The following is a 12,923-nucleotide window of genomic DNA, read 5'->3' as shown; positions in this document are numbered from 1 at the left end:
CGAAACTGTCAGCGGTTCCGGGTCATCGCCTGTTTTCGCTCCAGCATGGAGCGTGCCCCGTCCAGGGCCCTGCGGTAATCCGGGCGCCCCGGGGCGATGCTCGCCGCGCACTGAAAGAAGATGACCGCCTTGTCCAGGTCGTTTATCCCCGCTTGGACCACGCCGATCTTGTAGTAGATGTCCGGATTCGCCGGGTCCAGCCTGAGAGCGATCTGGTACTGCTCCAGGGCCTGGTCGGTCAGTCCGGACATCCGGTACATGTCCCCCAGGTTGATGTGAGGGGCGACGACCTGCGGCGCGAGCCTGATCGCCTCGGTCAGGGCCGCCGCCGCCTGCTCGACCCTGCCGGTTCTTCCCATGATGCTCCCGATGAGGTTGTAAGCGTATGGCTCGCCTGGAGCCAGCCGTGCCGCCTCGATGGCGTGTACGAGCGCCTCGTCGGTGCGGTTCATCTTGTCGAAGGCGAGGGCCAGGTTGTACTGCGGGCGCCCCTTGCCGGGGGCCTTGCTGACCGCATCGGACCAGAAAGACAGCTCGCTCCCCCAGACCGCGTTGCGTGCGTAGGTGGTGGCGGCAAGGGCGAGCACCACCATGCCGAGCACGGCACATGTCGCCTTCGCCGGGAGCCGTCGCGACAGAAGCGAGAAAAGCGCTGCGAGTGCGATGAAGGCGCCGACCGAGGGGAGGTAGACGCGGTGCTCGAAAATCACGTCGGCGATAGGGATGATGCTCGACTCGACCGAGAGGGTGATGAAGAACCAGAGGATCCCGAAGGATATAAGCCTAAGCAGGGGCTCGCCGTGCGAGCTGCGCCGCAAAAGGTAAAGGGAGAGGAGCAGCAGCGCCAGAAGGAGCAGGAGGGAGAGCGCGACCGGGACGTTGCCGAGGGAGTGGTAGACCGGAAAGTCGTAGTCGATGCTCTGGCGCACCGGGACAAAGAGAAGCCTCAGGTACGTGGTGATCACGGCGAACTGGGTATAGAGGTAGTCCAGCCGGGAGATGTTGCTTTCGACCCTGGTGAGGGTGTTCACGTCGGCGATGAGGGTCCCGATGGGGCGCCCGGAGCCGATGAGGCTTATCGGAACCACCAGCACCATCAAGGTCATCGGGGCTATGAAGAGGAGCCTCTTCACGGCGCTCATCCTGAAGAAGAGGAACTCGTAGAGCACGACGACGAAGGGGAGGGTGAAGGCGATCTCCTTCGTCTTCATGGCACACCCGGCGGCGGCCAGGGCGCAAAGCTGAAGCAGCACCGGCTTCCAGCGCAGGGTTCCCCCCCCCGCCTGCTGCAGCAGGCGCGCCTTCGCGTAGCAAAAAAGGGAGAGGACGAAGAAGAGGGTGGCAAGTGAAGCGAGCCTCTGGATGATGTAGGTCACCGCCTGCGTCTGCAGCGGATGTGCTACGAAGAGCAGGGCGGCGAAAAGCGGCAGGAGGGACCGGGGTGAAACAGTCTTCTCCGCATCGGGATCACGCTCGGCGAAGAAGGGGGTGCGCAGCGTCAGGGCGGTGAGCCCGTAGACCAGGCAGGCCGTCACGAGGTGAACCGCCAGGTTGAAGATGTGGTAGCCGGTGACGTCCAGCCCTCCCAACCGGTAGTTAAGCGCCACGCTCAGGTAGCCTATGAACCGGCGGGGATTGTAGGCGTATCCCTCGCCGCCCAGGAAGCGGTGCAGATCCTTGATGACGCCGTTACTGATAATGGACGTCTCGTCATCCAGAAAGAAGGGGACGTGGAAGGTGTTGGAGTAGGCGAATACTCCGACCAGCACGATGATGAGGAGTTGGAGCACCGGTCTGGATGACGGTTTGGTGATCATGGCGGACCTTCCGAGAGATTTCCGCGTAATCTAGCATAAATGGCGGTGGGAGAACAGTTTAAACAGCGTATACCAAAGAAGTTTCGGGCCTCGAAGACCCGTCACGCGCACCCTTTTCGCGAGTCGGGCGGCTATGGGCGGGGCTAAAAAAAAATCCGGCCATTTGGCGGCGTGTCCGGACGGCGGGCGGCCGGTCTTTTAGTTGATGCGGTGGCGGCTCCATCGGGCTTTTCTGCCGCCGCCGCGCCCAGAGGGGGGCGCGTAAGGAGAGGGCGTTCGTTCAGTCAAAACACCGGGGCGCGCGTGTAACGTGCTGTTTTATCACGAAAAAAATTCAAATCTTACTAAATGTTTTCCATTAGCCTCCGATTAGTAACCAAAACACGGGAAGGCGACCACGGTCCGGGCCTTTGCAGGCTTTGGTTTCGTCCCTGAACGAAAAGGAGGAAGAGCAGGCTGTAGGCGTGTGATGGTGGCAGTAGTAGCAACCGCATCAAATGTTCATCATTCCAATGAAAAAGGAGAGCAAACCATGAACAAGAAGATGATGTTGTCCGCACTGGGTATCGTTGCAGTTTCCTCGAGCATAGCAATCGCCGGCACCACGCCCGGGTCAGGGGTGCTGGGCTCCATCCACGACATGAATAAATACGCAGGGGTCACCGTTGATACGCAGGGGCGGGTATGCGCGTTCTGTCATACGCCGCACCATGCCCTCACCTCGACAACGGCCGGCGATTACTTGCCGCTCTGGTCTCACACCCTTGCGACTACCACCTATCAGCCTTACGCCTCCGCCACCATCGACTCCACCATTTCGGCTGCAACCATGATGGAAGGGCCCAGCAAGCTTTGTATGAGTTGCCATGACGGTTCCGTGGCCGTCGATACCCACTATGCCACAACCGGCGCGGTGACCCTGAACGCGAAAGACGGTTGGGGACAGGCAGGCATCGCCCAGACCTCCTCCCTCAGCAACGACCATCCGATCGGCTTCGTCTTCGATGCGAGTGAAGGCGGCGTCGCCGCGGGCCCCGTGACAGGCGACCCGTCGACCGTTGCCCCATCGGATGCGGGCCAGGACAAGTGGATTCGAAACAAAGAGGCGACATACCTCAGCAATACCGCCCTCAAGATCAAGGATCGTCTTTACACCGGCAGCCTGGGCAAGCAGATCATGACTTGTGCCACCTGCCATGACGTGCACAACAAGAAAAACGTCGATGCGGCAAACGCGACGAACTACCTGCTGCTCTCGCCGAACCTCGACTCGCAGATCTGCCTGACCTGCCACATCAAGTAGCCGGACGAAAGTAAAGGCCCCCGCTTCCCGACGGGGGCCTTTACCATGTCTTAAGGAATTTACCCGTTCCAGCTTGTGGTTGTGTCTTTCTTCGCGCCTCGGCGTCTTTGCGTGAGAGCCTTTTCGGTTTTGCCTTTGAACGGTTTTAAGCCCTTATCCCTTTTATCCCCTTCATCCCTGTTAATCGCCTTTAGCTCTGCCTTTCTTTGCCCCTTCGCGTCGTGGCGCGAGCGCATGCCTTCGATTGGGCCTTAAATTTTTTTCATTTTTCCATTGACACGCCTGTCCATTCTGCTAGTATTCACGCAGATAGATTGGTTGTCATTAATTTGGAGGTGATCATGGTCAATGCGTTGAAGCTGGACTTTTTGCGGGCGCCGATACCCGCGCGGATCGTGAAGGGGAGGGTCATCATCGCCGCGATGACGAACAACCCCTTCTTTCCCGAGCCTTGGTCTGAGCACACCAGCACGCTTACTCGTTTAAACGAGGTGACCCACAACCTGGAGGTCAGTCATCTCGAAAGCCTGGGAGGGGAGAAAGCGAAGATCGCACGGCGCCAGATATGCGAGAAGGAGTATGCGGAGGAATTCAGGTCGCTGGCGACTTACGTCATGCTTGTCGCAAAGGGTGACGTGCAGAAACTGGCCTCCTCCGGTTTCGATGTCGCGAAAGCCATCCCGGCCCAGAACAAGAAGCACGCCCATGAAACCGTGCCTGTCTTTGATATGAAGCAGGGGGCGCAAAGAGGCACCGTCCTTTTAAGGGCGAAGCGCGTTGCGGGAGCGGCGAGTTTCGAAGTTCACTTCGCGGTGGGGGACCCGTCCGTTGAGAGCAACTGGAGGCACGGTGCGGTGTTCGCAACCTGCACCGGGATGGAGCTTGGAGGGCTGGCCGCCGGGGTGGACCACTTCTTCAGGATGAGGGTGATCACAAAAGCGGGGCCGGGGCCCTGGTCACATCCCTTCCCCTTCATGCCCACCTGAGAAAGAGCAAAAAGGGCCCGTGCCGAAGCGCGGGCCCTTTCATTTTCCCCACCATCAGTTTCTCACGCCCGTTCACTGCGCTCTATCTCCTTCATCCCCTTCATCCCCGATCGCTTTTTTCCATGTCTCTCCTTTGTGTCTCCGCGAGAACAAGCTTGCAAGAGCGCTCTCAAGTTTGATTTTGGCAAAATCAAGCATGATGGAGCGATTTCTTGCATGATTTTGACAAGATCAAGCATGAAATCGGGAACACCGAGAGAAAATCGGACTCTTTCTCTGTTTTATCGCTCTCTCAAGCGTGATTTCGAGGGAGTTGGCACGATTCTGGTCTGAAAAGCCGGGAAATTGCCGGAAAACGGGCTGGTCGGAGCGTTTTCGAGCTTGCAGGCGCGATTTCAAGCTTGATTTTGTCAAAAACAAGCGTGAAGTCGCGTCATCAAGCTCGATTTCGGGAAGAACAAGCTCGGGATGGTAAGAAAACGTCAAAAGCACGGACCATTTAACAGGGATGAAGGGGATGCAGGGGATGCACCTTAAAACAAATGCAGGTGTCAACGCAAAGACGCAAAGGAGGCTCTTAAAACCAGAAGGCTTTTGGGGTTAAACCCAAATCTTTTGTTGTTTAGCCTTTCTTTGCGTCTTGGCGTCTTTGCGTGAGAAGCGCCTTTATCCCTTTCATCCTCTTCATCCCTGTTAATAGCCTTTGCGCCTTCGCGTCTCGGCGTGAACAGATCTCTCCTTGTTGCGCACCAAATTTAGGCCTATAATTGGTACCAAATTGTATGGAAGGAGAGAAAATGCAGCGCATCCACGCCCGCACATCAGTCAGTATCAGCGACCTGAAGAAGAACCCGAGCGGCATCATCAGCCAATCGCAAGGGGAGCCGGTCGTCATCCTTAACCACAATCGCCCGACGGCCTATCTTGTCCCGGCCGCTGCTTTCGAGGCGCTCATGGAACAGCTCGATGATCTGGACCTCGTTCGGCTCGTGAAGGAGCGGGAGAGCGAACCGTCAGTGAAGGTCAAGCTTGATGAGCTATGATCTAGAGTTCAAGGCATCTGCCTTGAAGGAGTGGCGCAAGCTGGACAGTACAGTCCGTGAGCAGTTCAAAAAGCGCCTGGCCGAGCGGCTGGAGTCTCCGCATGTCGTGTCAGCGCAACTTGTGTGCATGGAAAGCTGTTATAAGGTCAAACTGCGCGGCCTGGGGTATCGGTTGGTGTATCAGGTATTGGAGGGCAAGATTGTGGTTATGGTCGTAGCTGTAGGCAAGCGCGAGCACGATCTGGTGTACCGATCGGCCCGCGAGAGATTGTAGCCGCGAAGGGGCAAAGAAAGCCAAGAACGATTAACAGGGATGAAGGGGATGACCTCAACCCGAAAAAGCTTAGTGCCTTTCTTTGCGCCTTCGCGTCTTGGCGTGAGAAGAGTCTTCCAGGATTTACCCCTTTCTATAGGTTTAAGGCTTTTATCCCTTTCATCCCCCTGTTAATCGCCTTTGAATATGCCTTTCATCGCGTGATCCGATTCTTCATATCGCGTCCCCCAAGTTCCAAACCTGCTGCAGCGCGAGGTTGAGAGCCTGGCGTCAAGACATATTTGTTGCTAATTAGCCAGCGTTTTGATACTAACATTCAGATGTAATTTCATTGGTAGGACCGTGCTGGGTGCTTGAAATGCAAAACGAAGACAAGGTATACGGCAACATAGCTTATGCATGCACCACCCTTCAGTGTGAGAGGGGCCTGGGAAACAAAACTGCTATGCGCTGGATCGACGCGCACGGTGGGAAGACAGATTTCACTTTCAATGATCTCGACCGTGAGAGCAACCGTTTTGCCAATGCCCTCGATTCTCTTGGTGTAACCAAAGGGGATATCTTCTTCACATTCCTGCCCAAGACGCCGGAACAGTTCTTCGCCTTTCTCGGGATTCTCAAAGCACAAGTCATTTGCGGAACCCTATTTTCCAATTTCGGTGAGGAGGCCCTGCTCGATCGTTTGGGAGACTCAGGCGCAGCCGGGATTGTAACCCGCAAAGGCCTTTTTAAAAAGATCATGCGGATCAGGGGCAAGCTGCCCAAGCTGAAGTACATCATACTTATAGACGGCGATGGCGAACCTGAGCGGGGAGTTTTCGGTTACAAGGATCTTACGGCGGCGGCTCGTGATGAGTACGAGGTGCAACCGACTACTGCCGATACTCCGTCCGTTTTACAGTACACGTCAGGGTCAACCGGCAAGCCGAAGGGAGTATTGCACTGTCACGGGAGCTTACAAGGTCAAATGGGTACAGCTCGGGATGTCCTTGGCCTTCGGCATGATGACATCTATTGGTGCACTGCCGACCAGGGATGGATTACGGGGACGTCATACGGCATCATAGGTCCCTGGAGTCTTGGAATTACACAAATTCATTACGGTGGTGGATTTGACGCACAGGCCTGGGTGGACCTCTTAGCGCGGGAGCACGTCACCGTTTGGTATTCAGCTCCCACGGCGTTACGCATGCTTATGCGAAGCGATGAAACGATATTTACTTCGGCCGATCTCTCAGAGCTTCGATCGATTCACAGTGTCGGTGAACCTCTTAATCCGGAAGTCATCGCATGGTCTCGACGCGTTATGAACCGGGACATTTACGATACCTGGTTTCAGACGGAAACTGGCGCGATCATGATATGCAACCGGCCCGGGATGGAGATATTCCCGGGTTCAATGGGGAAGCCCGCCACGGGGATAGAGCCTGCGATTGTAGCCGACGACGGCACCATCCTGAAAGATGGAGAACAGGGAAATCTTTGTATCAAGATTGGATGGCCCTCGATGTTCAGCACCTACCTGAACAACGAGTCGGCCTATGCTTCAAAATTCAAGAACGGGTACTATTACACAGGTGACACTGCGCGCCGCGACGCCAATGGGTACTATTGGTTCATGGGGCGAAGCGATGATGTAATCAACACGGCAGGACACCTCATAAGCCCATTCGAGATTGAAAGCGCTCTGTTGGAGATAGATGAAATCGCCGAATCTGGCGTCATCGGCGCTCCCGACGAACTGCTATACGAAAAGGTTGTCGCTTTCGTTCATCTTCATGAAGGGGTCGTACCCACTAAGGACCTAGAACTGAAAATACGTCTTCATGTTTCGAACAAGGCTTCAAGCATAGCAACTCCGCAGGAGATTATATTCTGCGACGGGATTCCGAAAAACAAGAGCGGTAAGATAATGCGCCGGGTCCTCAGAGCACGCTATTCTGGTGCTGATATTGGCGACACCTCAACCTTGGAGATTTGAACATGTCAACGATGGAAACTTTGAATCAGGTGTTTTGCGTGGTGTTCGACGATGATGACATCCAGATAACCCCGGAGACCACGGCCAATGATATAGACGGATGGGATTCGCTCTCGCACATCAATCTTATTGTGGCAGTGGAAGGTAAATTCGGGATCAGGTTTCAACACGGTGAAATTCTGACGTTTCGAAACGTAGGTGATTTGATTCGATCTATAGAGGCAAAGCTGTAATCCATGGACTTTACCGGCCCGGTATTTCTTTTCCTCTTCCTGCCTGCTCTCCTGTGTGTTTACTGGATGTGTCATCCCGCAGTACGGACGACAGTTCTGCTCGGAGCCAGTCTTTTCTTTTATGCATGGAATGAGGGGCGGTATGTCTTGCTGCTGTGTCTTGCCATCGCTCTAAATTATTTGCTCATTTTGTCGATGGACCGTTGTCAGATGGCATCTCGCCGTCTAGCCGCTTTATTTGCCACGATCACGGCGAATCTTCTTTTTCTCTTTTCCTTCAAGTATCCGGTCCTGCTTCAGTGGTTCACATCGAATCTGGGGATAAATCCGTCAGTTCTCGCCCCGGTACATCTTCCATTAGGCATTTCGTTTTTTATCTTCCAAGCGATTGCATACGCTGTTGATGTCTATAGACGAAAGCACGCCGCATTAGCGAACCCACTCAAATTTTCTCTGTTCCTTTCTCTTTTTCCCAAAATAAGCGCGGGGCCCATCATCCGGTACGAAGAGGTGGAGAGCTCCCTAGCGTGTCCTAAAATTGACATGGATGAGTGTGCTTACGGCGCCAAACGTTTCATCATAGGCATGGGGAAAAAGCTGTTAATAGCCGACACATTGGCTAAAACATCCGACCAAATCTTCGCTATTAATGCTGGGGAACTGACCGCACCGCTCGCGTGGCTTGGGATCATCTGCTACACGCTGCAACTCTATTTCGATTTCGCCGGTTACAGCGATATGGCTATCGGGCTTGGAAGGATGCTTGGATTCAGCTTCCGGGAGAATTTTGATTATCCTTATACAGCTAAATCCATCACCGAGTTCTGGCGCCGCTGGCACTTGTCTCTTTCTACGTGGTTTCGTGACTACCTCTACACGCCATTGCTTTACTCGCTCATGACGGAAAAGGTGAGGCAGAAAATCGCGCTCGGTCGATATCGCACCAATTACCGTAGCATGTTCTGCATCATCGTGGTCTTCACCCTTTGCGGGTGGTGGCATGGGGCAACTTGGAACTACGTTGTCTGGGGGCTCTTGCATGGGATCATACTCGCCCTGGAAAGTTGGAAGCTGAACAAAGTTCTTAAAAAAGCCCCGTTTTTTCTGTCACATGCCTATGCGCTTTGCCTGATCATGTTTTGCTGGGTGTTTTTCCGCTGCCAGTCCCTGAGTGATGCCTTGAGTTTCATCAAAGCGATGTCTGGTTTCGCTTCTGGACATGGTCAAGTTTACAGCGTCCCGCTCTACCTCAATAGTGAACTGTTGCTGGTGTTAGGGATTGCAATACTTTCTGCCGTACCGAGCACGCGGTTACTGCGTGAGCGGTTCTTGCGATTGCTGCCAGCGCTATCGCGTGGATGGTCTGTTGCGGCTTTTGAGGCCGGTGCGTTGACTGTGGTCTTCCTGCTTTGTTTACTCTCTGTGGCCTCTTCCACTTACAAGCCGTTCATATATTTCAGGTTTTAGGTGCCATGACGAAAACCCCTCGCATCATTCTGGTCATATTCTACTTGCTGCTGCTTGCACCGCTCATTGGGCAAGTGGTAAGGCTTGATCCATTCAATGATTCGGAAAACCGGAAACTGTCGAAGCGTCCAAGCTTGGAATGGTCATTTCCTGTGCTTCAAAAATTTCCTCGAATGTATCAGGCCTATTACAATGATAATTTCGGATTTCGTAACGCATTGGTGCGAGGCAATCACCTTTTACGTTACGGCTTGCTGGGAGTTTCCCCTTCTGACCAAGTTATCATCGGCAAAAAGGGGTGGCTTTACTACACTGGCGGGGGAGAGGTCGACGATTTCCGCGGCATTACACGTTACAACGAGGATCAACTTCGGAGGTGGACCCGCGCTCTTGCGTTGAAGAGGGATTGGCTGAAGAGTCAAGGGATTCGCTATCTGCTCGTGATTGCACCAAACAAAAGTACCATCTATCCGGAGTACCTCCCGGAGGAGTATCATCGGTTGAGGGAACAGTCCGGCCTGGATGACTTCATGGCTTATGTCAGAAAACATAGTGACGTTGAAGTGGTCGACCTGCGCCAGCGACTGCTCGCAGAAAAGGTAAAGCACGTGCTTTATCTCCGCACGGACACTCACTGGAACAACTATGGAGCCTTTGTCGCTTATAGCGAAATGATTCGCCCTATAATGGGGTGGTTTCCGGCAGTGAAACCTTTAGCTTTTACCGATTTTGACATTAGTTTGAAGAAAACCGGGGGCGGCGACTTGGCCGGTATGATAGGAGGTAGAGAGTTTCTATCGGATGAGGACTATAAGTTTCTTTCTAAACATCCATTGTCAGCATTAAGGGTAGGTGAAACAACAGGTCCGCGTGATCCTTTCACAATGAAAAAGGGTGAGGACACTCTGCCTCGTGCACTTATATTCCGTGACTCCTTCTTTACTGCCATGGTGCCATTTGTGGCAGAAAGCTTCAGCGCCAGTCATTTTATTTGGGAACGCTGGAACAGTGGCACACCTATGGAAGAACTCATCGCACAGCATAAGCCAGGTATCGTCATAGAAGAAGCAGTCGAGCGTCTGACAAAACATGATGCGGAAGTTTTCAGCGCAGGAATTCCGGCATACCTCATCTCAAGTTCTGTCCGTAAGTCTGTCACTTTAGGGAAAGGGCGAGAGCTCAATCTGTCAGATATAAAACCACTATATCAGGTTGTTTTACACCATAGCGGGAAAGTGGTGACACTCGAGGCAACAGGCCCAGACCCTCAACTTCTTTTACCTGAAATAATCAAAGATCACAGCTTCAGTGGTGGGATGGTTCTGCGCGTAAGTATCTCAAGCCCGGTGGACAGCTTCTTACAATTGTTCTATAAAACCAGCCAAGACAGGACTTACACGGAAGCTAAGTCAGTTAGCGTACCTGTCCGCAAAGGATCGAATCAAGTGGACATATCGTTGATAGGGGTGGATGTCGCGGGGCAGTTGCGTCTTGATCCGGCAGGAGCGCCCGGGATTTATAATATCGAAAAAATTATTGCAATACCCTGTGGTGGCTAGCCTCTATTCGAAATATTTTCGCAAGCCTTTGAAATGATATCGGCTGCGGCACGCCATGTGTAGCGTTCAGCGACTAGTTGTTGTGCGTTAACAGCAAGTTGTTCTGATAAAATTGGATCATTTAAAATCTTCACCACCGATGCAGCAAAATTCGCAGGTGCAACTGCCTCCAGCACCTCAAAGCCATCTCTCGCTGCTATCCCCTCATACCCTTTTGGCGTGGCCACAACTGGAAGACCAGCAGCCATCGCCTCTAATACCTTGATTCTGGTTCCAGCCCCAATGCGCAGCGGAACGGCCAGCACCTTCGCCTCATAGAACCAGGGAAGCACGTCTGGTACGCTTTCATGGCATTCAACACCCGGCAGAGTGGAGAGCGTGCCGAGCCTGTGCAGCTCCCTGCCCACAAGCAGCACTTTTACATCCGGTTCTCTTTCTTGGATGAGAGGCAAGATCTCACCCAGAAAATAACGCGCCGCATCCAAGTTAGGGGCGTAGTCCATGCCACCGAGGAAAAGGATTTTCTTGTCCTCCCTGTGGGGCTGGAAAGAGAACCGGTCCAGATCCACTCCATTTGCGGCCGTTATCACCTTATCATTCCCGCCAAGGAACGCAGATATCTCTCCCTGCTCCTTGTTTGAGACGGTAAAGCACAGGCTACACTCGCGCCAAGCACGCTCCTCAATAGCCCGTAGTCGCTTCTTTTCAATGTGATACATCGCCTTCCAAAACAAGCCAGAAGTGGACATGCCAATCTGCTCCACGTTTTTGTATTCGATGTTGTGGGCATCAAGTACGACAGGGCATGAGGTGAAGATATCGGCATACTGCCACATCAAACTGAACTCAACCAGGACTACGTCATAGCGTCGCTGCCGGTGGAGCTCTTTTAAGGCCTTCCGCATTTCTTCGCAGCGAAAGCGGATAACGTTGTAGGGAGAGGACTGAGTGAAAAAAGCAAAGCGATCCGGCCAAAGTTTAGCGGGCCTTTCGAATAGGAGAACTTCGTCACAAAGTTCCCGGAGTGGTCCTGCCTCAGCAGCAACAGCTTTGTCATCTAAAGTCGCTGCAAGGGTTACGGAGTGACTTTGGGCAAGATGCTGCAAGATGTTGAAGATGCGGATCTTCCCTCCCTGGTCAAGCGGAAAGGGGAGGAAGGGGGCTAGGACCAGTATCTTCATGCCAGTTCCTCTCTGCAAACTTCGAGATACGCCGTACCGAACTGCTGGTCCGGCTCTAAAAAGTTTCCCTCCGCCCACTCGTTCCATGACTTCAAGAAAACTATCCTCTTGTCCGGCTCCCGCCCAGCAACCTGCTCCACTGCGCGGTGCAATTGGGTGCGGAAAAGCTGCGGGGTCGAGTTGGTGAGCACCTTGCCATTGACGCCGGCGCGGGGTGAATTGTCCCAGTTGGGCAAAACGGTGGGGAACAGGTCGTAGCCATCCGGGTTCGAAACATGACAGGTGTCGACATATTCGCGGTAATCGAAGACGTATGGGCGGGGCACGAGCTTGCGCAGGGCAAGGGAAAGCATCCGTCTTGCCGTGGGTTTTTGGGCCAAACGGATCAGTCCGACCCCAGGAGCGTTTGGAGCCATGGCATCGAAACCCGATTCACGCGGGTCCCATGGATCATCGTCCAAGTAAACGTCTTCGCCTATGAAGTAGATTCCTTTGAGCCCTGCCTTGAGCGCCAGGGTCTGCCAGTGTTCCACGAAGCGCTTCGGTTCGGGAAGTTGGCGCGGCTTGTAGACGTAGAAGATCGGTTTCCCTTCCACGGTTAGGTAACGGTGGTCAAAAAAGGCTTCGACAAGGGTGTTGAAATGCCTCTCTTCGTCGTCCACACCCGGATACGTCTGCTCCTGGAGAATCCGCCCCGGTGCGCCATGCCAGACACCGGTCCAGGATTCGTTTGCCCATCCCAGGCAGAACGGAAAGTTCGGTTTTCCGGATTTTAAGACCTCCTGAAATGGGCGCTCTAGCAGGCGCTTACCAGCGAACCAGTAGTGCCAATAGCAAAAGCCGGCCAAGCCGTGGGCGCGGGCAAGTTCCGCCTGTGCCGCGCGAGTCCCCTCGTCGAGCAGACTGTAGTATCCCAACTCCCCGGGGACGCGTGGCTGCAGATGTCCGGGGAATAGGGCGCGGGCCTTTCGTACGTTGGTCCATTCGGTGAACCCCTCGCCCCACCAAGCATCGTTTTCAGGGATGCGGTGGAACTGTGGGAGGTAAAAGGCGATGCCGCGTGCTTTCATAGAGGGTCC

At 53.9% G+C, this 12,923-nt stretch carries 11 protein-coding genes; 8 read left to right on the top strand and 3 right to left on the bottom strand.

Going from position 1 to position 12,923, the window contains the following annotated elements; translation table 11 throughout:
- Window positions 1–8: 8 nt before the first annotated feature.
- Complete coding sequence (locus D6Z24_RS17940) at window positions 9–1,817, bottom strand: tetratricopeptide repeat protein (protein WP_129127986.1); 1,809 nt, start codon at window positions 1,815–1,817, stop codon at window positions 9–11.
- A gap of 550 nt (window positions 1,818–2,367) precedes the next feature.
- Between D6Z24_RS17940 and D6Z24_RS17935 the strand changes: the two genes are divergently transcribed.
- The 8 genes from D6Z24_RS17935 to D6Z24_RS17900 all read left to right on the top strand — a co-directional run bounded on the left by D6Z24_RS17935 (window position 2,368) and on the right by D6Z24_RS17900 (window position 10,663).
- Complete coding sequence (locus D6Z24_RS17935) at window positions 2,368–3,120, top strand: hypothetical protein (RefSeq protein ID WP_129127985.1); 753 nt, start codon at window positions 2,368–2,370, stop codon at window positions 3,118–3,120.
- 341 nt (window positions 3,121–3,461) lie between these two features.
- Window positions 3,462–4,106, top strand: coding sequence for a hypothetical protein (locus D6Z24_RS17930; RefSeq protein WP_129127984.1), 645 nt, complete (start codon window positions 3,462–3,464; stop codon window positions 4,104–4,106).
- 797 nt (window positions 4,107–4,903) lie between these two features.
- Window positions 4,904–5,149, top strand: coding sequence for a type II toxin-antitoxin system Phd/YefM family antitoxin (locus D6Z24_RS17925; protein WP_129127983.1), 246 nt, complete (start codon window positions 4,904–4,906; stop codon window positions 5,147–5,149).
- A complete protein-coding gene (locus D6Z24_RS17920; protein WP_129128063.1) occupies window positions 5,139–5,423 on the top strand; it encodes a type II toxin-antitoxin system RelE family toxin in 285 nt (94 codons plus the stop codon). The genes D6Z24_RS17925 and D6Z24_RS17920 overlap by 11 nt, the downstream gene beginning before the upstream one ends.
- Window positions 5,424–5,781: 358 nt before the next feature.
- A complete protein-coding gene (locus tag D6Z24_RS17915; protein WP_129127982.1) occupies window positions 5,782–7,404 on the top strand; it encodes an AMP-binding protein in 1,623 nt (540 codons plus the stop codon).
- Window positions 7,405–7,406: 2 nt separating this feature from the next.
- The gene (locus tag D6Z24_RS17910; protein WP_129127981.1) at window positions 7,407–7,637 is read left to right on the top strand and encodes an acyl carrier protein; all 231 of its coding nucleotides are present in this window, start codon (window positions 7,407–7,409) and stop codon (window positions 7,635–7,637) included.
- A gap of 3 nt (window positions 7,638–7,640) precedes the next feature.
- On the top strand, window positions 7,641–9,104 hold the full coding sequence (locus D6Z24_RS17905) for an MBOAT family O-acyltransferase (RefSeq protein ID WP_129127980.1): 1,464 nt from the start codon (window positions 7,641–7,643) through the stop codon (window positions 9,102–9,104).
- A 5-nt stretch (window positions 9,105–9,109) separates the two neighbouring features.
- Entirely contained in the window at window positions 9,110–10,663 is a 1,554-nt protein-coding gene (locus D6Z24_RS17900) for an alginate O-acetyltransferase AlgX-related protein (protein ID WP_129127979.1), read from the top strand.
- Here D6Z24_RS17900 and D6Z24_RS17895 read toward each other — a convergent pair.
- Window positions 10,660–11,844, bottom strand: a complete 1,185-nt coding sequence (locus D6Z24_RS17895; protein ID WP_162605180.1) for a glycosyltransferase family 4 protein — start codon at window positions 11,842–11,844, stop codon at window positions 10,660–10,662. The two genes, D6Z24_RS17900 and D6Z24_RS17895, sit on opposite strands and share 4 nt — an antisense overlap.
- Entirely contained in the window at window positions 11,841–12,914 is a 1,074-nt protein-coding gene (locus D6Z24_RS17890) for a glycosyltransferase WbsX family protein (protein ID WP_129127977.1), read from the bottom strand. Before D6Z24_RS17890 ends, D6Z24_RS17895 begins: the two co-directional genes overlap by 4 nt.
- Between the last annotated feature and the right edge of the window lie 9 nt (window positions 12,915–12,923).

The sequence above is a fragment of the Geomonas oryzae genome (genome assembly GCF_004117875.1).
Taxonomy (GTDB): Bacteria; Desulfobacterota; Desulfuromonadia; order Geobacterales; family Geobacteraceae; genus Geomonas; species Geomonas oryzae.
Note: the sequence above shows the minus strand (reverse complement) of the source record. Positions and strands in the feature narration are given on the sequence as shown.